Here is a 19,927-nt window from a genome sequence, read left to right as displayed (position 1 = left end):
CAGGGTAGGCGCACGCAATTCCCGGCGGCGGGGCGTCCCCCTTCGGACCGCGGCGGCACGGCACACACGTCAACCAGCAGGCACGCGGCGGCGGACGACGCCACACGTGGGCCAGGGCGGATCACCCGGATAGGTGACAACAGCGTGGCCTCCACCGGCGCGCGCCGGGCCCTTGCCGCCCCGCGCGAGGCCCGATAGCAAAGGGTCACCAACCGCCCCAGCAGCTCACCGGGAGTACCGCGCATGCTCGACGCCGCAACCGCCCCGCACGCCGGCCACCCGCCCCTGCTGGCCCGGCCACACGTCGGGCTCGCGGCCCAGTACGCCGGTACCGTCCCGCACCCGCGACGCCCGGCCGGGCCGCACCCGGCTCACCGCAGCGCCCCCGTCCGGGCCCCGCGCCACCCCCGCGCCGCCTGCACGGCCGCCGCCGCGGCGGCGGGCGCCGGTGGCGAGCTCGCCACCCGCTTCGCCCACCGCCTGGTCGAGGTGCTCACCGGCCTGCGCCCGGCCGGCCAGCTCCAGCGCCACACCACCCTGGACGGCTACGGCCAGCTCACCGCCCTGGTGCGTTCCGGCCCGCTGCGCCGCTGCACCGGCTCGGCCCGCGCCCGGCTCGGCCGGGTACACGACTCGGCGCCCTCGGCGGACGTGCTGGAGGCGTGCGTCCGGGTCGAGTTCGGCCCCCGGCACCACATGGTGGCCTTCCGGCTGGAGCGGCACCGGCGGACCGACCTCTGGCAGTGCAGCGCCATCGAGGCGCACTAGTTCGGGGCGCCCGCTCGCCTCCGGGGCGCCCCTCTCACTTTGGGGCGCCCGCTCGCCTCCGGGGCGCTCACGTCCGGTGCCGACGGTCGGCGCTCCCGCGTTCGCTTCGCTCGCTTCCTCGCTTCTCCCTTTCGGCACCGGCGCGCCCCTTCGGCTCGGGGCGCGCCGGCGGGGGTGGGCGTCAAGACGTGGGGGCCAGGGTCACGGCGCCGGGGCGGGGGTGACGGCGGAGAGCCTGGGCGCGCAGGGCTCGGGCTGCGCGTTCCGGGTCTTCGACAACGCCGCAGGGCGCCGCCCCCCGGGTCGGGGGGCGGCGCCCTGCGGGCGGGCTGTGCGTGGTGCGGGTCAGGCCTTGCGGCGGCGGCCCTTGGCCGACTTGGCGGCCTTGCGGCGCTCGGCCCTGGTCAGGCCGTCGCCGTCCTCGTCCTGGAGGGTGTCCTCGAAGTCGCCCTCGATGACCCGGTCCTCGCCGTCCACCGTCGGCGCGGTGTAGTGCAGCCGCTGCGGCTTCGGCACCTCCAGGCCCTTGGCCCTGATCTCCGGCCGGGACTCCTTCTCCAGCGAGATCTCCGAGTCCGCGACCGGGACCTCCTCGACCTGCTGCTCGACCTGGACCTCCAGGTTGAACAGGTAGCCGACGGACTCCTCCTTGATGCCCTCCATCATGGCGGTGAACATGTCGAAGCCCTCGCGCTGGTACTCCACCAGCGGGTCGCGCTGGGCCATCGCCCGCAGGCCGATGCCCTCCTGGAGGTAGTCCATCTCGTAGAGGTGCTCACGCCAGCGGCGGTCCAGCACCGACAGGACGACCCGGCGCTCCAGCTCGCGCATGATCTCCGAGCCCAGCTGGTCCTCGCGGGCGCCGTACTGGGCCTGGATGTCCTCCTGGATGTTCTGGGTGAGGAACTCGGGCGTCAGGCCCACCGGGCCGCCGGCCTCCTCCTCCAGGTCCTCCAGGTCCAGGGTGACGGGGTAGAGCTGCTTCAGGGCCGTCCAGAGCTTCTCGAGGTCCCAGTCGTCCTCGTAGCCCTCGCCGGTCGCCGCCTTGACGTACGCCTCGACGGTGTCGTCCATGAAGTGGCCGACCTGCTCCTGGAGGTCCTCGCCCTCCAGCACCCGGCGGCGCTCGCCGTAGATGACCTCACGCTGGCGGCTGAGCACCTCGTCGTACTTCAGGACGTTCTTGCGGATCTCGAAGTTCTGCTGTTCGACCTGGGTCTGCGCGGAGGCGATCGCGCGGGTGACCATCTTCGACTCGATCGGCACGTCCTCCGGGACGTTGGCCATCGACAGCACGCGCTCGACCATGCCGGCCTTGAACAGCCGCATCAGGTCGTCGCCCAGCGAGAGGTAGAAGCGGGACTCGCCCGGGTCACCCTGACGGCCGGAGCGGCCGCGCAGCTGGTTGTCGATGCGGCGCGACTCGTGCCGCTCGGTGCCCAGCACGTAGAGGCCGCCGGCCTCCTTGACCTCGTCCTGCTCCGCCTTCACGGAGGCCTTGGCCTTCTCCAGGGCCTCGGGGAACGCCGCCTCGTACTCGTCGGGGGTGTCCACCGGGGAGAGGCCGCGCTGGGCCAGCTCGGCCGCCGCGAGGTGGTCGGCGTTGCCGCCGAGCATGATGTCGGTGCCACGGCCGGCCATGTTGGTGGCGACGGTGACGGCGCCCTTGCGGCCGGCCTGCGCGACGATCTGCGCCTCGCGCTCGTGGTGCTTGGCGTTGAGCACCTCGTGCGGGATGCCGCGCTTGCGCAGCTCCTGCGAGAGGTACTCGGACTTCTCGACCGAGACGGTGCCGACCAGGACGGGCTGGCCCTTCTCGTGCTTCTCGGCGATGTCCTCGACCACGGCGGCGAACTTGGCCGGCTCCGACTTGTAGATCAGGTCGGGCTGGTCGATGCGCGCGGGCGTCTTGTTGGTCGGGATCGGCACGACGCCGAGCTTGTAGATCTGGTGGAACTCGGCGGCCTCGGTGGTACCGGTACCGGTCATTCCGGAAAGCTTGTCGTACAGGCGGAAGAAGTTCTGCAGGGTGATGGTGGCCAGCGTCTGGTTCTCGTTCTGGACCTCCACCCCCTCCTTCGCCTCGATGGCCTGGTGCATGCCCTCGTTGTAGCGACGGCCGGCCAGGATACGGCCGGTGTGCTCGTCGACGATCATGACCTCGCCGTTCATGACGACGTAGTCCTTGTCCGCCTTGTAGAGCTCCTTGGCCTTGATGGCGTTGTTCAGGAAGCCCACCAGCGGGGTGTTGACCGACTCGTAGAGGTTGTCGATGCCCAGGTAGTCCTCGACCCGGGCGACACCGTCCTCCAGTACGCCGACGGTGCGCTTCTTCTCGTCGACCTCGTAGTCACGGTCGATCTTCAGGCGCTGCACCAGCTTGGCGAAGTCGGCGTACCACTTGGTCGCCTGGTCGGCCGGGCCGGAGATGATCAGCGGCGTACGGGCCTCGTCGATCAGGATCGAGTCGACCTCGTCGACGACCGCGAAGTTGTGGCCGCGCTGGACGAGTTCGTCCTTCGACCAGGCCATGTTGTCGCGCAGGTAGTCGAAGCCGAACTCGTTGTTCGTGCCGTACGTGATGTCCATCCCGTACTGCCGCTTGCGCTCGGCGGGCGTCATGCTGCCCAGCACCACACCGACCTCCAGGCCGAGGAAGCGGTGCACCCGGCCCATCCACTCCGAGTCGCGCTCGGCGAGGTAGTCGTTGGTGGTGATCAGGTGGACGCCCTTGCCGGTGAGCGCGTTGAGGTAGGCCGGCAGCGTGCCGACCAGGGTCTTGCCCTCACCGGTGCGCATCTCCGCCACGTACCCGTGGTGCAGGGCCGCGCCGCCCATGATCTGGACGTCGTAGTGCCGCTGCCCCAGCACCCGCTTCGCCGCCTCGCGGACGGTCGCGAACGCCTCGGGGAGGATGTCGTCCAGGCTCTCGCCCTCGGCGATCCGCTGCTTGTACTCCTCGGTCAGCGCGCGCAGCTCGGCGTCGGTGAGGTTGACGAAGTCCTCTTCGATGGAGTTGACCTGGGCAGCAATCCGCTGCAGCTTGCGAAGGATCTTTCCTTCGCCGGCGCGCAGGATCTTGTCGAAGACGGACACTAGAGCGGGCTCCTTGCCTGTATTGGCACTGGACGACTGCACGAGGGGTTCACCCCACCGCACGGGCCATCGTATGCGAGGAGTCCAATCCGCCGGGAGGTGCGTCAGCACGCTATTCCCGTGTCACCCCTGCGTGCACATCCGGTGATAGCGCTGCCTACCGGGTCAAAGTGGGCGCCCGGCCTCGCAATTGCGCCGTAATTCGTTCTCCCGCCCCGCTCACCGCACGGAATACTCCGCTCATGGCAGACCCGATCACCGCCCCCGTCGTCCTCGGCACCGGCCGCCTGATACTCCGCGCCCCCGAGCCCGCCGACATCGAGGCGATCACCCGGGCGTGCCAGGACCCGGACATCCAGCGCTGGACCACCGTGCCCTCCCCGTACCGGCGCGAGCACGCCGAGTTCTTCGTCCGGACCCTCGCCCCCGAGGGCTGGCGCACCGGCGCCACCCGGCACTGGTGCGTGCTGGAGCGCGCCGGGGGCGCGCTGGTGGGCACCCAGAGCCTGAGCCTGCGGGCGGGCCACCCCGGCACCGCCGAGATCGGCTGGTGGACGGCGCCCGGGCGGCGCGGCCTCGGCTACGCCGTGGAGGCGGCGACCGCCGTCGCCGGGTACGCGTTCGCCGAGCTCGGTGTGCGCCGGCTGGAGTGGTACGCACTGGTCGGCAACCGCGCCTCGCTGACCGTCGCCGAGCGGGTCGGCTTCCGCTTCGAGGGCACGCTGCGCGCGTACGCCGAGCACCGGGGCGCGGTCCACGACGGCTGGCTCGCCGCGCTGCTCCCCGCCGACCTGGCACCTCCGGGAGCGGCTCGTCCGGGCGGTGCGGGGCCCCGGACCTGAGCCGGGCGCCGGTTGTCAGTGCCCCCGACTACGCTCCCCGGCATGACCGTGACGACTCTCAGCGCCGACGAGGCCCGCCGGATCGCGCTGCGCGCACAGGGCCTGCTCGGGGCGCCGGACCGCCGGGGCGGTGTCCGCGGCGTGCTGCGCCACCTCGGCGCCGTCCAGCTGGACACCATCTCGGTGCTGGCCCGCTCGCACGAGCTGGTGCCCTACGCCCGGCTCGGCGCGGTCGGCCGGGCCAGGGTGGAGGCGGCGTACTGGGGCTCGGGGGCGACGTTCGAGTACTGGTCGCACGCGGCCTGCATCCTGCCGGTCGAGGAGTGGCCGCTGTTCGCCTTCCGGCGGCGCCGCTACCGCGACCGGGGGCACCTCTGGGGCCACCAGGTGACACCGCGGACGTACCGGCAGGTGCTGGACAAGCTGCGCACCGAGGGCCCGCTGACCTCGACCGAGCTCGGCGGTGCGAAGAAGACGGCCGAGTGGTGGGACTGGTCGGACACCAAGATCGCGGTGGAGCGCGCGCTCGCCTTCGGTGACGTGGTCTGCACCGAGCGCCGCAGCTGGAAGCGCGTCTACGCGCTGGCCGAACAGGCCGTACCCGCCGAGCTGTTCGGACAGGAGCCGAGCGACCACGAGTGCGTGCGCACCCTGGTCGCCCAGGCCGGCGCCGCCCTCGGCGTGGCGACCAGGGCCGACCTGACGGACTACCACCGGCTCAAGGCCGAGCAGGTGGGCGCGGTGCTCGGCGAGAGCGGTCTGCTGCCGGTGCGGGTGGCCGGCTGGGGCCCGGACGGCACACCGGCCGACGCCTGGGCGGATCCGGCGGCGCTGGCGGCCGAGCCGCGTGGGCGGCACCGGACGACCCTGCTGTCCCCGTTCGACTCGCTGATCTGGGATCGCGCCCGCACCGAGCGGATCTTCCACATGGCGCACCGGCTGGAGGCGTACACGCCCCGGGGCAAGCGGGTGCACGGGTACTTCGCCATGCCGCTGCTGGCCGGCGGGCGGCTGGTCGGCCGGGTCGATCCGGCCCGGGAAGGGCGCACCCTGGTGGCCCGTCAGGTGTCGCTGGCCGCGCCGCGGCACGTCGAGGCGCTGGCCCGGGCGCTGCGCGAGGCGGCCGAGTGGGTGGGCTGCACGGCGGTACGGGTGGAGGCGCTCCACGACGAGGCGCTGCGGCCCGCTCTGGAGAAGCTCCTCGACGCCTGATCCGTCTGATCCGCCCGCCTGATCCGCCCGATCCGTCAGCCTATTTCGAGGATCTTCTCCCGCATCGCGTAGACCACGGCCTCCATCCTGGAGTGCAGCTGGAGCTTCTCCAGGATGTTGCGGACGTGGTTCTTCACGGTGTTCTCGCTGATGAACAGCTCCTTGGCGATCTCCCGGTTGTTCATCCCGGTGGCCACCAGCTTGAGCACCTCCAACTCCCGGTCGGTGAGCCGGGGCGCGGGCACCAGGTCCCGGTCGTCCGAGCGGCGCTGGATCATCGACTTGAACTCGGTGAGCAGCTTGGACGCCATCGAGGGGCTGATCTGTGACTGGCCGTCGGCCACCGCGCGGATCGCGGTCGCGACCTCGTCGGTGGAGATCTCCTTGAGCAGGTAGCCGGTGGCGCCGGCCTTGATGGCCTCGTAGAGGTCGGCTTCCTCGTCGCTTATGGTCAGCATGATGATCTTGGCGCTGGGCACCACGTCCTTGATCGCGGTGCAGGCCTCGATCCCGCTGCGGCGCGGCATCCGGACGTCCATCAGGATGATGTCGGGCAGTAGGTCGGCGGCCTTGAGTACGGCCTCGGCGCCGTCCCCCGCCTCCCCGATGACCTTGATGTCCTCCTCCTCGGCCAGCACGATCTCCAGGCCGCGGCGGAACAGGGCGTGGTCGTCGACCACCAGGACGCGGATCGGCTCGCCGCCGCGCGGGGCGTACCCGGGCTCCGAGGTCTCCCCCACACCCCGTTGTCCCCCCGTGACCGGCCCGCTACCGGGCCTCAGCCCGAAGTGATCCCCCATCCGCTCCTCCCCCGTCGCCGGTCATCGTCGCGCCAATCATTCCATGGCCCACGCACCGGCCGATCACACTCCGCCGCCGGGCGCCCATCGTTGGGTGACTCCGTGCCCGTCAGGGGTGGTGCGCCGGGTGCGGAAACCGGTGACCCCGGCGGCACCGGCCGCCGGGGTCACCCCGCTTCACTGCCTCGGACCGTCAGTCGTTGTCGGGCCCGCCGATCGCACCGCCCGCGCCACCGGCCTCACCGGCCACGGCGGAGCCGTCGGCCTTCAGGTGGATGACACCGTAGTGGTAACCGTGCCGGCGGTAGACCACGCTCGGCAGGCCGCTGTCCTTCTCCACGAAGAGGTAGAAGTCGTGGCCGACCAGCTCCATCTCGTAGAGCGCCTGGTCGAGCGCCATCGGTGCGGCGGGGTGCGTCTTCTCGCGGACGACGAGCGGACCGTCGCCCTCCACCTCCAGGGATCCCATCTTGGTCTTGCGGACCGCCCCGTTGGCAACGCCCTCGACCCGCTCGGGCTCGGGCAGCGCCGCGAGCGCGGCGGTCGCCTCCGCGACACTGATCGGGGTGCGGCCGTTGCCGCCCTTGTGCACCCGGCGCCGGTCTGCGGACTTGCGCAGCTGGGCGTCGAGCTTCGCCGAGGCCAGGTCGAGCGCCGCGTAGGGGTCCGCGGCGGCGGCCTCGGCCCGGATCACCGGGCCGCGGGTACGGAGAGTGATCTCCACGCGCTCGGACCGGTCGGCCTGGCGCGGGTTGTGCTCCTTGGACACCTCGACGTCGAGGCTGATCACCTTGCCGTCGAACTTCTGGACCTTCTCCAGCTTCTCGGCCACGTGCTCGCGGAACCTCTTGGGCACCTCGGTCTTGCGGCCCTTGACGACGATGTCCACGCAGAACTCCGATCCCTCGTGCTGACGCCGATCCGGAGTTGACCACCGGATCGGGCTGAGACCCAGCCGGACCAGTCCGCCCTCTGCCGACCCTCCGCGTCACCGCGGGCGGCGAGCGCGACCGGCCCTCACCTCACTTCCTCCCCACCAGAGACGCTTGAAACCCCCTGGAGCCTTATCGAACACCTCACGCGGGGTTTTCGCCTCCCCAGTCGAACGGAACGAGTCGAACCTAGCGCTGTGGGGCTGACTGTAAAGCTGTTGCACCCTGTCTACCCTCCCCCGAGTGAAATTTGGGTAAATGACTGGACAGCACCCCCCAGACGGCCCATCCTGACCTCACTCTCCGTGCCTGTCGGCCATCAGGAGGAGCCGTGACACCCGTCGCCCCCGGTGCGAAGCCGTCCCTGCTCGGCGAGTTGCTGGACATCCTGCTGCCGGCCCGCTGCGCCGGCTGCCGACACGGCCGAATCCAGCTCTGCGCCTCTTGCCGGGTCGCGCTCGAAGGCTCCCCCGCTGGCCCGACCAGGCTCCCCGGGGTGCACGCGGCCGCCCCGTACGCCGATCCGGTACGCCAGCTGCTGCTCGCCCACAAGGAGCGCGGCGCGCTGCGTCTGGCCGGGCCGCTCGGCGAGGCGCTGGCCCGCGCCGTCCGTTCGGCGCTCGGCCCCGCCGGGGCGGGCGCACCACCGCCGCTCCCACTGCTGCTCGTCCCGATGCCCTCCGCCCGGGCGGCGGTACGCGCTCGCGGGCACGACCCGACGCTGCGGCTGGCGCGGGCCGCCGCGCGCGCACTTCGCCGCCGCGGGCTGCCCGCCACCGCCGGCCCGGTGCTGCGGCACACCCGGCCCGTCGCCGACCAGGCCGGCCTCTCGGCCGCCCAGCGACGGCGGAACCTGCACGGGGCGCTGGCCGTCCCACCGCACCTGCGCGGCACGCTGGTACAGCGTCAGGTGGTGCTGGTGGACGATCTGGTCACCACCGGTGCGAGCCTCGCCGAGGCCGCCCGCGCCCTCACCCTGGCCGGCGCCCGCCCGTGCGCCGCCGCCACGGTCGCGGCCACCGCCCGGCGCCCGCCGGCGGCGGGCCGCGCGGCTCGGCCGGGTACGCTCAGCCCGGGTAGCTGAAGGAGCTCGCCTTGTACGGCAGTACGACCTCGCGCCACTGGCTGCCGGTCAGCCGGTAGATCTTGCTCTCGGTCCCCTGTGCCTGCACCTGCACCGCCAGCACCGGCGGCACGGTGTCGAACTCGCGGCTCTCCGAGGCGGCCACCGAGGCCATCCCCTCACCGCCCTGGAGCGGGGTGTCCGTGCCGGGCGAGCCGTCCGTGTTGATGTAGTGCAGCTGCTGGAGACGGTCCTTCTCCTTGCCCAGCACCAGCAGCCGGTCGGTGTCCGCCCAGGACACCGAGGCGACCTCGGTCAGCAGCGGCGCCGCCATCCGCAGCCCGGAGATCCGCGCCGTCGGCGCGGCCGCGGTACCGCCGTGCAGGATCAGGCCCAGTGCCAGCGAGGTCCGGGTACCCCCGGCGTCCCTGAGCACCAGGGCCACCCGGCTGCCGTCGGAGGAGACCTTCAGGCTCTGCACCGTCCGCCCGTCCAGGCCGTCGACCCGCGCGGGGACGACGGCCTTGTCCCGGACCATCAGCACCTTCGGGGCCTGCGGGTCGCGGTCCACCACCCACAGGTCGCCCCGGCCGTCCCAGCTGGGCGAGGCCAGGCTCTCGGCGGGGCCGCCGTGCCCGGTGCTGGTGAGGACGGGATCGCCCACCCGGTCGTTCTCGCCGAGGCCGACCGTGAACAGCTGCCGCCCGTCACCGGCCACCGCCGCGGCCCGGTTGCCGTCCCGGCGGACCGCGATCGCGCCGAACGGCGGCCGCCCGGCCGGCGGAGTCTTGCCCAGTTCTCCCGGCACGGGGGTGCCGTCGCCCTGATCGCCGGCGGTCATCAGCTGCCCGGTGTCGGCGCGCTGGTAGTACTGCCGGGCGCCGGCCGCGCCGACCAGACTGCCCGGGGCGACCTGCTGGGAGAGGCTGCGGTTGGCCGAGCAGCCGCCACGTGGGCTCTTCAGCTCCAGCCGCTCGATCTGCCCGGTGCCCTGGTCGGAGAGGGTGTAGAAGAGCTGGGCGGCCATCCGCTGGCAGAGCGCGGGCCGGTCGGCCAGCTCGGGGCCGCCGATCTCGACCCGGGCCGTCCTGCTGTCGTCCACCGACACCTTCTGGACGCTGGCGCCGCCGAAGGCCGTACCGACCACCGGGGTGAGCCAGTCCGAGGGGCCGGCGACCAGCGCCTTGGCGGCCGAGGTGAGCGGGTCTATTCGCCGGCGCAGGTAGATCGGGTCCGCCACCAGCACCTCCCGCGCGGTGGGCACCGAGGGGTCGGCCAGCGCGAAGAAGTAGCGGTCCACCTGCCGATAGCTGTTACGGAAGTTGGTCTGGTTGATGATCAGACCGTCCGGCAGCCGGTCGATCCGCCACTCGCCGTTCTCCTTGACGAAGGTGAAGTCGAGCTCCTGCGCACCCTCCGCGAAGCTGTACGAGTGCTTGGCGTCGAGCCGGGCCACCAGTGTGCCGGACACGCTCAGCCTGGCCGCGGTGTCACCCTCCTTGAGGGACTGGCCGCCCGGCATCACCGGGTCCGCGGCGAGCACCACCATGCCGGCCTCGGGGTTCCAGCGGCTGCCGGCCTCCGCGGTGAGGTACTTACGGGCGGTGCCGTAGCCCTCCTCGTCCGCGATCGAGGCGTCCAGGAACCCGGCCAGCAGGCGGACCGGGTCCTCGTCCTTGTTCGGCCCCACCGGGAACACCCGCACCTGGAGGTTCTTGTCGGCCGCGCCCTCGGAGAACTCCACCTTGCTGACCGGCCCGGAGTCCGGCATCGCGGCGCAGCCACCGGCGAGCAGCGAGGCCAGGACGGCCCCGGCCAGCCCGGCCCGGCGCGGGTCAGTCGTCCTGCTGGTCCTTCGCACGCTGCGTCCCCTCCGTGTCCGTCCCGCCCGCGCCACTGCGCGGGCGTGCCACACCGGTGCTCTCCGGCTCAGCCGTCCGCTGCGCCACCGAGGGCCGCCCGGCCGAGGTGTCCACCACGACCTGGGCGCCGGTGGCACCGTATCCCGCCCCCGCCGCGCTGACGTCCGACGGGTCCGAGCGAGGCACGCTGGGCAGCCTGGCGCCCAGGCCTGGGCCGATGCTCAGCACGCCGCCGAGGCCGCTGCCGAAGCCGTTCTGTCCACCGTCCGGCGTCTCGGGGACGACCGTCGGCTCGCCCGCGGCGGTCAGCGCGGTGGCGCCGGCCGGGCGCACCACGCGCCGGTACGGCGTGCCGGAGGAGCCCAGGCCGCGATTGTTGCGCGAATCCTCCGGCTCCAGCCGGAACGGCGCCCGGTTGATCTCGCCGCCGCGGGTACGGGGCAGGGTGAGGCGGAAGTGCGAGCCGCCGCCGGGCTCGCCCCAGGCCTGGAGCCAGCCGCCGTGCAGGTGCGCGTCCTCGACCGCGATGGACAGGCCCAGGCCGGTGCCGCCGGTGGTCCGCACCCGCGAGGGATCGGCCCGCCAGAAGCGGTGGAACACCCGGGAGGCCTCGCCGGGCTTGAGCCCGATGCCGTAGTCCCGCACGCCGATGGCGACCGCGCCCTCGGCCGAGCCGAGCCGGATCACCACGTCCCCGCCCTCGCCGTGCTCCAGCGCGTTGACCACCAGGTTGCGCAGGATCCGCTCGATCCGGCGGGAGTCGACCTCGGCCAGGACCGGCTCGCCGTCGCCGCGGATCACCACGGCGCTGCCCTTGGCCTGCGCGAGCGGATCGGCGGCCTCGACCACCCGGGCGACGATCTCGCGCAGGTCGACGGGCTCGGCGTCCAGCAGCGCGGCGCCGGCGTCGAACCGGCTGATCTCCAGCAGGTCGGCGAGCAGCGACTCGAAGCGGTCCAGCTGGCCCTGGAGCAGCTCGGCGGAGCGCGCCGCCATCGGGTCCAGGTCGTCGCGGCTGTCGTAGATCAGGTCGGCGGCCATCCGGACGGTGGTCAGCGGGGTGCGCAGCTCGTGCGAGACGTCCGAGACGAAGCGCCGCTGCACCCGGGAGAGCTCCTCCAGCTGGCGGATCTGCGCCTGGAGGCCGTTGGCCATCCGGTTGAACGAGTCGCCCAGGCGGGCGATGTCGTCCGTACCGGTGACCTTCATCCGCTCCTCGAGGTGCCCGGCGGCCAGCCGCTCGGAGATCCCGGCGGCCATCCGGACCGGCGTGACCACCTGGCGGACCACCACCCAGGCGATGCCGACCAGCAGGATCACCACGAACACCCCGGCGGTGGCGAGGGTGCCGGTGACCAGCCCGAGGGTCTTGGTCTCCTGGCCGAAGGAGAAGACGTAGTACAGCTGGTAGTCGGTGCCGCCCGGGACACTGAACTGCTTGCCGATCGCCAGGCCCGGCTCGTGCCGCGTGGCGGAGCCGTTCTGGTCCGAGCGGTCGATGACGGTCGGCTCCTCGAACGAGGTGCCGGACTCCCGGCCGACCTCGTCCTTGAGCTTCTGCGGGATGCTGCTCGGCAGGATGTCGCCGGAGTAGCGCGGCCCGAGCAGGCCGGCGCTCTTCGCCGACACCTCCTGGCCGGAGCTGGGCACCATCGCGATCACCGAGTAGACGCCCTGGCCGCTGCTGGCCAGGTCGGAGACCTGCTTGAGCAGCCAGGTGCCGATCTCGTCGGCGGCCGGGCCACCGGTGGAGCCGCTCCTGGACCTGAGCTCGGCGGCCTCGTCGATCTTCTTCTGCTCGATCTGGAAGCCGCCGCCGGCCTGGCTGCGCGCCGTGATCTTCTTGGTGTCCAGCAGCCCGGTACGGACCTGGGCCACCACCACCACACCCAGCACCAGCACCACCGCGACGGAGAGCAGCAGCGCGGTGGCGACCACCCTCACCTGGATGGAGCGCCGGTAGAGCGCCGTGACCTGGTTGAAGACCCGGCGCAGCTGACGCGTCACCAGCGCGGGGATCGCCGCCGGACCACGCCGGGACCGGCGGCCCTGGGTGGTCGAGCTCAGTACGTCCCCGCGCACGGCGGACTCCCCGCCGGCGTCGGTGCCCGATGGGGAGTGGTCAGCCTGGTACGTCACGTCAGCTTGGCCCGGCCTTGTAGCCCACGCCGCGGACCGTCACCACGATCTCGGGGCGCTCCGGATCCTTCTCGATCTTGGAGCGCAGGCGCTGGACGTGGACGTTCACCAGCCGGGTGTCGGCCGCGTGCCGGTAGCCCCAGACCTGCTCCAGCAGCACCTCGCGGGTGAACACCTGCCAGGGCTTGCGAGCCAGCGCGACCAGCAGGTCGAACTCCAGCGGCGTCAGCGGGATGCCCCGGCCGTCCCGCTTGACGGAGTGACCGGCCACGTCGATCACCAGATCGCCGATGGTCAGCTGCTCCGGCGTCGGGTCCTCGGCGCGGCGCAGCCGGGCCCGCACCCGGGCCACCAGCTCCTTGGGCTTGAACGGCTTGGTGACATAGTCGTCGGCGCCCGACTCCAGGCCCACCACGATGTCGACGGTGTCCGTCTTCGCGGTGAGCATCACGATGGGCACCCCCGACTCGGCCCTGATCTGCCGGGCGACGTCGATCCCGTCGCGGCCGGGCAGCATCAGGTCCAGCAGGACCAGGTCGGGCTTGGTCTCACGGAACGCGGCTAGCGCCTTGTCCCCATCCGCGACGAAAAACGGCTCAAAACCCTCACCACGCAACACAATGCCGAGCATCTCGGCCAGTGCGGAGTCGTCATCAACGACGAGGACGCGTCCCTTCATGGATCCATCCTCTCATTACCGGATTGTGACCTGCCGCACAGCCGTGCCAATTCCGGTCCGGGACCCGTACGGAAACCGGGCATTCAGGACCAAAAGTAAGGTCCCGTCCGCCCCGTGAGCCCCGTTGTCGATCAGCACCGGGATACCCCTGGGGCGCCGACACCCACCATGGCACGATGGGGCCCAGCAGGAGCCGACCAGCTCCTGACCACCCGGCCCGCCACCCGCCGGACACCCCGAAGCCCCCTCCGAGGAGCAGTGATGACCGACACTCCGGGCTGGGCCCCGCCCAGCTCGTCCGAGCCGGCCCGCGAGGACGTCCGGCCGCCGGCCGACGCACCCGCCACCGTGCCCGGACAGTCGGGCCCCCATCACGGCACCCAGCCCGGCTGGGGCACCGGCCACGGCGGCCCCTACCCAGGTGGTCAGTACCCAGGTGGCCAGTACCCCGGCTGGGGAGTCCCGCTGAGCCCCAAGCCCGGCATCATCCCGCTGCGCCCGCTCGGCGTCGGCGAGATCCTCGACGGCGCGGTCTCCACCGTGCGCAAGCACTGGCGCCCCGCCCTCGGCCTCTCGCTCGGCCTCGCCGCCGGGGGCCAGGCCGTCATCGCGCTCGCCCAGTGGTGGGCCTTCTCGCACCTCGACTCCCTGGTGTCGGTCGTGGCCGTGCTGGTCGGCTACCCCGTCACCCTGCTGCTCAACATCATCGCGACCGCCATGCTGACCATGGTGGTGAGCAAGGCGATCCTCGGCGAGTCCATCACCCTGCGCACCGCCTGGGCCGACGCGCGGCCCCGGCTGGCCCGGCTGTTCGGCCTCACCCTGCTGAACGGTCTGATCATCGGCGGCATCGTGCTGATCGCCGCCGCGCCGTTCGTCATCGCGCTGATCACCGAGGCCGACGAGGCCATGATCGGGCTGATGATGATCGCCGGCCTGGTCGTGGGCGTCCCGCTCGCCGTCTGGGTGGGCATCCAGCTGAGCCTGTCCGCGCCCGCCCTGATGCTGGAGAAGCAGGGCGTGATGACCGCGTTGGCCCGCTCCCGCCGGCTGGTCCGCGGCTCCTGGTGGCGGATCTTCGGCATCACCCTGCTCACCAACGTGGTGGTCCGCATCGTCGCCGGGATCGTCGCGATGCCGTTCTCCGTCGTCGCCCTCGTGGTCTCCGGCGACAGCTTCATCGACGACTCCGCCTTCGGCGCCTCCGCCCTGGAGCTGCCGCCGATCGCCCTGCTCCTCAACGCCATCGGCGGCACCGTCGCCGGCACCATCACCATCCCGGTGTCCGCGGCCATCAGCGTGCTGCTCTACGTCGACCAGCGCATCCGCCGCGAGGCCCTGGACATCGAGCTCGCCCGCGCCGCCGGCCTGCCCGAGTACGGGGGCACCGGCTGGGCCGGCGGCCCCGCACCGTCACCGGGGGTCTGAACCGGATGCCGATCTGGGGGGAGGGGGCGCTGCTGGCCGGCGGCGCCCCGGTGACCGTCCCGCGCGACCCGGCCCGCGACGCCGCACGGGACGAACTGCTCAACCCCGTCTACCACCAGAACGACCCGAGCATCCTCCAGCGGGCCATCGACTGGATCTGGCACCAGCTCGACAACGCCCTGGCCACCGTCGGCTCCACCGGCACCAACGGCACCACCGGCCTGATCGTCTTCGCCCTGGTCGCCGTCCTGATCGCGGCCGGCGTCTGGTGGCGCCTGGGCGCGCCCCGGCGCGAGGCCCGCACCGCCGCCCTGCTCTTCGACGACCAGCTCCCGCGCACCGCCGCCCAGTACCGCGCCGACGCCCAGCAGCACGCCGACGCCGGCCGCTGGAGCGAAGCCGTCCGCGAACGGATGCGCGCCCTGGTCCGCGCACTCGAGGAGCGCACCCTGCTCGACCCCCGCCCCGGACGCACCGCCGCCGAGGCCGCCACCGAGGCCGGCCGGGCCCTGCCCGCCCAGGCCGCCGCCCTGCACGCCGCCGCCCGCCTCTTCGACGACATCGCCTACGGCGACCGCGCCGCCGACCAGAGCGCGTACCAGCTCATCGGCGACCTCGACCAAGCCCTGGAGCGCACCCGCCCCACCCTCAGCCCGGCCCTGGACGGTGCCGCGTGACCACCACCGCCCCCGCGCCCGCCACGGCCGCCCAGAGCGCCTCCGAGGCCCCGGACGACACCAGCCTCGCCCCCACCCCCCGCCGGCTCTGGCGGCGCTCGCGCCGCTACCTGCTCTGCGCCGCCTTCCTGCTACTGGTCGGTCTCCTGATCGCCGGGCTCAAGGACAGCGGCCGCTACCCGGCGCTCGACCCGCGCTCCCCCGACCCCACCGGCGCCCGCGCCGTCGTCCGTCTGCTCGAACAGCAGGGCGTCACGGTCGAGACCACCAGCACCCTCACCACCCCGGCCACCGGCGCCGGCACCCTCGTGCTGCCCTCCGCCGACCTGCTCACCGAGCGCCAGCTGCGCGACCTCGCCACCGCCCGGTACGGCCGGCTGATCCTGATCGCCCCCGGGCCGGCCGCGCTGACCGCCCTCGCCCCCGGCGTCCACCCCGCCGAGGACACCGGCGGCGCCGCCTACGTGATGCCCCGCAGCACCCCCGCGGCCTGTTCCCTCCCCGAAGCGGTCCGCGCCGGCACCGCCCACCTCGGCGAGATGCTCTACACCCCCGGCCCGCGCGCCGAGGGCTGCTACCCGCGCCACGGCGGGTACCCCCTGGTACGCCTCACCACCGGCCAGGGCAGCGACCTCGTCGTCCTCGGCGGCGGCACCTTCCTCACCAACGACGTCCTCGACCAGGACGGCAACGCCTCCCTCGCGCTCGGCCTGCTCGGCTCCCGGCCCCACCTCACCTGGTACCTGCCCGACCACGCGGCCGGCGCCCCCGCCGCCCGCCAGAAGGCCATCACCGACTTCATCCCGGACGGCTGGTACTGGGCCACCCTCCAGCTCGCCGTCGCCGCCCTGCTCGCCGCCGCCTGGCGCGCCCGCAGGCTCGGCCCGGTGGTGAGCGAGAACCTCCCCGTCGTCGTCCGCGCCGCCGAGACCACCGAGGGCCGCGCCCGCCTCTACCGCCGGGCGGGCGCCCGCGCCCGGGCCGCCGACGCGCTGCGCCGCGCCGCCGTCCACCGCCTCGCCCCCGCCCTGGGCGTCCCGCTCACCTCCGGCACCGCCGACCCCACCGCGCTCTGCGCCGCCGTCGCCGACCGCCTCCCCGCAGACCAAGACCACGGCGCCGCAGCCGTCCAGCTCCTGCTGTACGGCCCGGCCCCGACCGACGACACCGCGCTGCTGCGGCTCGCCGACGACCTCGACGCCCTCGAAAGGCAGGTACGACAGCCGTGACCGACCAGGCCACCGCCACCACTCCCCCCACCGCCGGCACGGCAGCCGACCCCCGCCAGGCCCTCACCGCCCTGCGCACCGAGATCGCCAAGGCCGTCGTCGGCCAGGACGCCGCCGTCACCGGCCTGGTCGTCGCGCTGCTCTGCGGCGGCCACGTGCTGCTGGAGGGCGTCCCGGGAGTGGCGAAGACCCTGCTGATCCGCACCCTCTCCACCGCCCTCAGCCTGGAGACCAAGCGCGTCCAGTTCACTCCCGACCTGATGCCCGGCGACGTCACAGGCTCCCTGGTCTACGACGCCCGCACCGCCGAGTTCTCCTTCCAGCCCGGCCCCGTCTTCACCAACCTGATGCTCGCGGACGAGATCAACCGCACGCCGCCCAAGACCCAGGCCGCCCTGCTGGAGGCCATGGAGGAGCACCAGGTCACCGTCGACGGCGAGCCGCGCAAGCTGCCCGTCCCGTTCCTGGTCGCCGCCACCCAGAACCCCGTCGAGTACGAGGGCACCTACCCGCTGCCCGAGGCCCAGCTCGACCGCTTCCTGCTCAAGCTGATCCTGCCGCTGCCCACGCGCGACCAGGAGTTCCAGGTCCTCGCCAAGCACGCCGGCGGCTTCGACCCCCGCAACCTCGCCGCCGCGGGCGTACGCCCCGTCGCCGGCCCCGAGGACATCGCCGCCGCCCAGGCGCAGATCGCAAAGCTCACCGTCTCCCCCGAGGTGCTGGCGTACATCGTCGACCTGTGCCGCGCCACCCGGCAGTCCCCGTCACTGTCCATCGGCGTCTCCCCGCGCGGGGCCACCGCCCTGCTCGGCGCCTCCCGCGCCTGGGCCTGGCTGGCCGGGCGCGACTACGTCACCCCCGACGACGTCAAGGCGCTCGCCCTGCCGACCCTGCGCCACCGCGTCCAGCTGCGCGCCGAGGCCGAGATGGAGGGCGTCACCGCCGACTCCGTCATCCAGGCCGTCCTGGCCCAGACGCCCGCGCCCCGCTGACCCCACCGCCCCGACAGACCGACCGACCGACCGCTACCAGGGAGCATCACGCATGGCCCTCACCGGGCGTACCGCCCTGCTCGCCGCGCTCGGCGCGCTCGTGGTGGGCCTGCTCCTGCCCTCCTGGGCCGGGATCTTCGCCGTCACGGGCCCGGTGCTCGCCGCCGTCCTCGCCGATCTGCTGCTCGCCGCACCCGTCCGCACCCTGCGGCTGACCCGCAGCGGCGACACCTCCGTACGGCTCGGCGAGCCGGCCCGCGTCGAACTCACCCTCACCAACCCGTCAGGCCGGCCGCTCCGGGCCGGCGTCCGCGACGCCTGGGCCCCCTCCGCCTGGCAGCCCGGCACCGAGATCGCCGCCTCCCGGCACAGCCTGCGCATCCCGGCCCACGAGCGCCGCCGGGTCACCACCACGCTCACCCCGACCCGGCGCGGCGACCACCACGCGCACAAGGTGACGATCCGCTCGCTCGGCCCGCTCGGCCTGGCCGGCCGTCAGGGCTCGCACCAGGTGCCCTGGACGCTGCGCGCCCTGCCCCCGTTCAACAGCCGCAAGCACCTACCGTCCCGGCTGGCCCGGCTGCGCGAACTCGACGGCCGTACCTCGGTACTGACCCGCGGCCAGGGCACCGAGTTCGACTCCCTGCGCGAGTACCTGCCCGGCGACGACGTCCGCTCCATCGACTGGCGGGCCAGCGCCCGCCGCAACACCGTCGCCATCCGCACCTGGCGCCCCGAACGCGACCGGCACATCCTGATCGCCCTCGACACCGGCCGCACCTCCGCCGGCCGGGTCGGCGACGCTCCCCGCCTGGACGCCTCGCTGGACGCCGCCCTGCTGCTGACCGCACTCGCCACCAAGGCCGGCGACCGGGTCGACCTGCTCGCCCACGACGTCCGCAGGCGCGCCGGGGTGGTCGGGCGCTCGCCGTCCGAGATCCTGCCGGCCTTCACCAACGCGATGGCCGGCCTGGAGCCCGCGCTGTTCGAGACGGACATGCGCTCGCTGGTCTCCACCGCCCTGCGGATGGCACCGCACCGCTCACTGATCGTCCTGCTGACCGGCCTCGACGCCGCGCCCGCCGAGGACGGCCTGCTGCCGCTGCTGCCGCTGCTCACCAAGCGCCACGAGGTCGTGCTCGCTTCGGTGTCCGACCCGCACCTCGACGAGATGGCCGGCGCCCGCGGCACCCTGGAAGCCGTGTACGGCGCGGCCGCGGCCGAGCAGACCAGGGCCGACCGGCGGCACACGGCGGACCGTCTCGGCCGCCACGGAGTGACGGTCCTGGACGCCCCGCCGGCCGCCATCTCCCCGGCCCTGGCCGACACCTACCTGGCGCTGAAGGCCGCCGGGCGCCTCTGAGCCGCGCCGCCCGCGCCGGTCAGCGGCGCGCTTGTGGTGCTCGACGAGCTCAGCAGGCTCGACGCACTCAGTAGCGCGGCTTGATCCAGACGTGCACGGCCGGGCTGTCGACCGCCTCCGTGTCGTCGCCCTCCTCGGCCGTACCCACACTCGCGTTCAGCCAGCCGGCCACGCCGTCCGTGAGCGCCACTGCCGAGGACCTGTCGCCGTGGAAGGCCTCGCGGGCCGCCTGGTAGGCGAACCAGCGCTCGACGTGCGCCAGCCAGGCCGCCTCGTCCGGGGCGAAGTGCATGGTGAAGCGCGGGTGCGCCCGCAGCCAGTTGATCACCGTCGGGGACTTGTGGGTGAAGTAGTTGTCGCAGATCAGGTGCACCTCCCCGCCCTCGGGAAGCTCCTTGTCCAACCGGGAGAGGTACTGCCGGAAGGCCACCCCGCGACGACGGCGGTGCAGCGTGCCGACCACCTTCTCGGTGGTGGTGTCGAGGGTGGAGAGCAGAGCCGAGACGGTCGCCGGCAGCGGCTCGTCCTTGAGCGTCTCCAGCGCGGACCGGAGCTTGGGCCGCAGCACCGTCTCCGCGTCCACGTGCAGCGCGAGCACTCGCTCCGGCGGTGCCAGATAGAGGCCGGCGACCTCGTGGGAGGTCTCCATCGCAAAGGGGTCGGTCGACAAGCTGAAGGGCTCGGTACGCGGCTTGGGTTCGGGGTGGGCCTTGGGGCCAGGTCGTGCCATACCGCGATCGTATCTTGCACAAACGCAGAGAACCCCCACCCGGAATCGGGTGGGGGTTCTCTGTGAATGATTGTTCGGCGGCGTCCTACTCTCCCACAGGGTCCCCCCTGCAGTA

At 73.1% G+C, this 19,927-nt stretch carries 16 protein-coding genes; 9 read left to right on the top strand and 7 right to left on the bottom strand.

The genetic code is table 11. The annotated features are described in order from the left end of the window. Positions 1-243: 243 nt before the first annotated feature. On the top strand, positions 244-768 hold the full coding sequence (locus ACIBH3_RS15895; RefSeq protein ID WP_396312553.1) for an Rv3235 family protein: 525 nt from the start codon (positions 244-246) through the stop codon (positions 766-768). A gap of 345 nt (positions 769-1,113) precedes the next feature. Here ACIBH3_RS15895 and secA read toward each other — a convergent pair whose 3' ends face one another. Further along, the gene (secA, locus tag ACIBH3_RS15890; RefSeq protein ID WP_396312552.1) at positions 1,114-3,864 is read right to left on the bottom strand and encodes a preprotein translocase subunit SecA; all 2,751 of its coding nucleotides are present in this window, start codon (positions 3,862-3,864) and stop codon (positions 1,114-1,116) included. Between the two features lie 242 nt (positions 3,865-4,106). Between secA and ACIBH3_RS15885 the strand changes: the two genes are divergently transcribed. Both ACIBH3_RS15885 and ACIBH3_RS15880 read left to right on the top strand, forming a co-directional pair. After that, a complete protein-coding gene (locus ACIBH3_RS15885) occupies positions 4,107-4,706 on the top strand; it encodes a GNAT family N-acetyltransferase (protein ID WP_396312551.1) in 600 nt (199 codons plus the stop codon). 42 nt (positions 4,707-4,748) lie between these two features. After that, the gene (locus ACIBH3_RS15880; protein WP_396312550.1) at positions 4,749-5,918 is read left to right on the top strand and encodes a winged helix-turn-helix domain-containing protein; all 1,170 of its coding nucleotides are present in this window, start codon (positions 4,749-4,751) and stop codon (positions 5,916-5,918) included. 35 nt (positions 5,919-5,953) lie between these two features. Here the strand turns inward: ACIBH3_RS15880 and ACIBH3_RS15875 are convergent, their stop codons facing one another. Together ACIBH3_RS15875 and hpf are read right to left on the bottom strand one after the other, a co-directional pair. Then, a complete protein-coding gene (locus tag ACIBH3_RS15875) occupies positions 5,954-6,718 on the bottom strand; it encodes a response regulator (RefSeq protein WP_396312549.1) in 765 nt (254 codons plus the stop codon). Positions 6,719-6,911: 193 nt separating this feature from the next. After that, positions 6,912-7,607 carry a ribosome hibernation-promoting factor, HPF/YfiA family gene (gene hpf / locus ACIBH3_RS15870; RefSeq protein ID WP_396312548.1) on the bottom strand — a complete coding sequence of 232 codons (696 nt, stop codon included), beginning with the start codon at positions 7,605-7,607 and terminating at the stop codon, positions 6,912-6,914. A 374-nt stretch (positions 7,608-7,981) separates the two neighbouring features. Here hpf and ACIBH3_RS15865 point away from each other — a divergent pair, with 374 nt between their 5' ends. Continuing rightward, positions 7,982-8,734: a ComF family protein gene (locus ACIBH3_RS15865; protein ID WP_396312547.1), complete on the top strand. Its 753-nt coding sequence runs from the start codon at positions 7,982-7,984 to the stop codon at positions 8,732-8,734. Here ACIBH3_RS15865 and ACIBH3_RS15860 read toward each other — a convergent pair. Genes ACIBH3_RS15860 through mtrA form a run of 3 tightly spaced genes read right to left on the bottom strand, consistent with a single transcriptional unit; the run spans position 8,718 to position 13,393 of the window. Continuing rightward, the gene (locus tag ACIBH3_RS15860; RefSeq protein WP_396312546.1) at positions 8,718-10,574 is read right to left on the bottom strand and encodes an LpqB family beta-propeller domain-containing protein; all 1,857 of its coding nucleotides are present in this window, start codon (positions 10,572-10,574) and stop codon (positions 8,718-8,720) included. The genes ACIBH3_RS15865 and ACIBH3_RS15860 overlap by 17 nt on opposite strands. Then, positions 10,549-12,714, bottom strand: coding sequence for an MtrAB system histidine kinase MtrB (gene mtrB / locus ACIBH3_RS15855; protein WP_396312545.1), 2,166 nt, complete (start codon positions 12,712-12,714; stop codon positions 10,549-10,551). Before mtrB ends, ACIBH3_RS15860 begins: the two co-directional genes overlap by 26 nt. A gap of 1 nt (position 12,715) precedes the next feature. After that, positions 12,716-13,393: an MtrAB system response regulator MtrA gene (gene mtrA, locus ACIBH3_RS15850; protein ID WP_396312544.1), complete on the bottom strand. Its 678-nt coding sequence runs from the start codon at positions 13,391-13,393 to the stop codon at positions 12,716-12,718. 261 nt (positions 13,394-13,654) lie between these two features. On the opposite strand from mtrA, the gene ACIBH3_RS15845 reads away from it, so the two are divergent. The 5 genes from ACIBH3_RS15845 to ACIBH3_RS15825 all read left to right on the top strand — a co-directional run bounded on the left by ACIBH3_RS15845 (position 13,655) and on the right by ACIBH3_RS15825 (position 19,082). Beyond that, the gene (locus tag ACIBH3_RS15845; RefSeq protein ID WP_396312543.1) at positions 13,655-14,821 is read left to right on the top strand and encodes a hypothetical protein; all 1,167 of its coding nucleotides are present in this window, start codon (positions 13,655-13,657) and stop codon (positions 14,819-14,821) included. A 5-nt stretch (positions 14,822-14,826) separates the two neighbouring features. Continuing rightward, the gene (locus tag ACIBH3_RS15840; protein ID WP_396312542.1) at positions 14,827-15,498 is read left to right on the top strand and encodes a DUF4129 domain-containing protein; all 672 of its coding nucleotides are present in this window, start codon (positions 14,827-14,829) and stop codon (positions 15,496-15,498) included. Then, positions 15,495-16,727, top strand: coding sequence for a DUF4350 domain-containing protein (locus ACIBH3_RS15835; protein WP_396312541.1), 1,233 nt, complete (start codon positions 15,495-15,497; stop codon positions 16,725-16,727). The genes ACIBH3_RS15840 and ACIBH3_RS15835 overlap by 4 nt, the downstream gene beginning before the upstream one ends. 71 nt (positions 16,728-16,798) lie before the next feature. Further along, positions 16,799-17,719 carry an AAA family ATPase gene (locus tag ACIBH3_RS15830; RefSeq protein WP_396312714.1) on the top strand — a complete coding sequence of 307 codons (921 nt, stop codon included), beginning with the start codon at positions 16,799-16,801 and terminating at the stop codon, positions 17,717-17,719. Positions 17,720-17,771: 52 nt separating this feature from the next. After that, entirely contained in the window at positions 17,772-19,082 is a 1,311-nt protein-coding gene (locus ACIBH3_RS15825) for a DUF58 domain-containing protein (RefSeq protein ID WP_396312540.1), read from the top strand. A gap of 67 nt (positions 19,083-19,149) precedes the next feature. Here the strand turns inward: ACIBH3_RS15825 and ACIBH3_RS15820 are convergent, their stop codons facing one another. Next, positions 19,150-19,812, bottom strand: a complete 663-nt coding sequence (locus ACIBH3_RS15820; protein WP_396312539.1) for a transposase — start codon at positions 19,810-19,812, stop codon at positions 19,150-19,152. Positions 19,813-19,927 lie beyond the last annotated feature (115 nt).

This window comes from Kitasatospora sp. NPDC050543, from assembly GCF_044457565.1.
Taxonomy (GTDB): domain Bacteria; phylum Actinomycetota; class Actinomycetes; order Streptomycetales; family Streptomycetaceae; genus Kitasatospora.
This window is presented reverse-complemented; position numbering and strand designations above follow the sequence as displayed.

Bases quoted from the DNA above. Each gene is read 5' to 3' on its own strand.
- ACIBH3_RS15840 (WP_396312542.1), top strand. From the start codon at position 14,827: ATGCCGATCTGGGGGGAGGGGGCGCTGCTGGCCGGCGGCGCCCCGGTG.
- mtrA (WP_396312544.1), bottom strand. From the start codon at position 13,393: ATGAAGGGACGCGTCCTCGTCGTTGATGACGACTCCGCACTGGCCGAG.
- ACIBH3_RS15895 (WP_396312553.1), top strand. From the start codon at position 244: ATGCTCGACGCCGCAACCGCCCCGCACGCCGGCCACCCGCCCCTGCTG.
- ACIBH3_RS15885 (WP_396312551.1), top strand. From the start codon at position 4,107: ATGGCAGACCCGATCACCGCCCCCGTCGTCCTCGGCACCGGCCGCCTG.
- ACIBH3_RS15845 (WP_396312543.1), top strand. From the start codon at position 13,655: ATGACCGACACTCCGGGCTGGGCCCCGCCCAGCTCGTCCGAGCCGGCC.
- ACIBH3_RS15820 (WP_396312539.1), bottom strand. From the start codon at position 19,812: ATGGCACGACCTGGCCCCAAGGCCCACCCCGAACCCAAGCCGCGTACC.
- ACIBH3_RS15880 (WP_396312550.1), top strand. From the start codon at position 4,749: ATGACCGTGACGACTCTCAGCGCCGACGAGGCCCGCCGGATCGCGCTG.
- ACIBH3_RS15875 (WP_396312549.1), bottom strand. From the start codon at position 6,718: ATGGGGGATCACTTCGGGCTGAGGCCCGGTAGCGGGCCGGTCACGGGG.
- ACIBH3_RS15825 (WP_396312540.1), top strand. From the start codon at position 17,772: ATGGCCCTCACCGGGCGTACCGCCCTGCTCGCCGCGCTCGGCGCGCTC.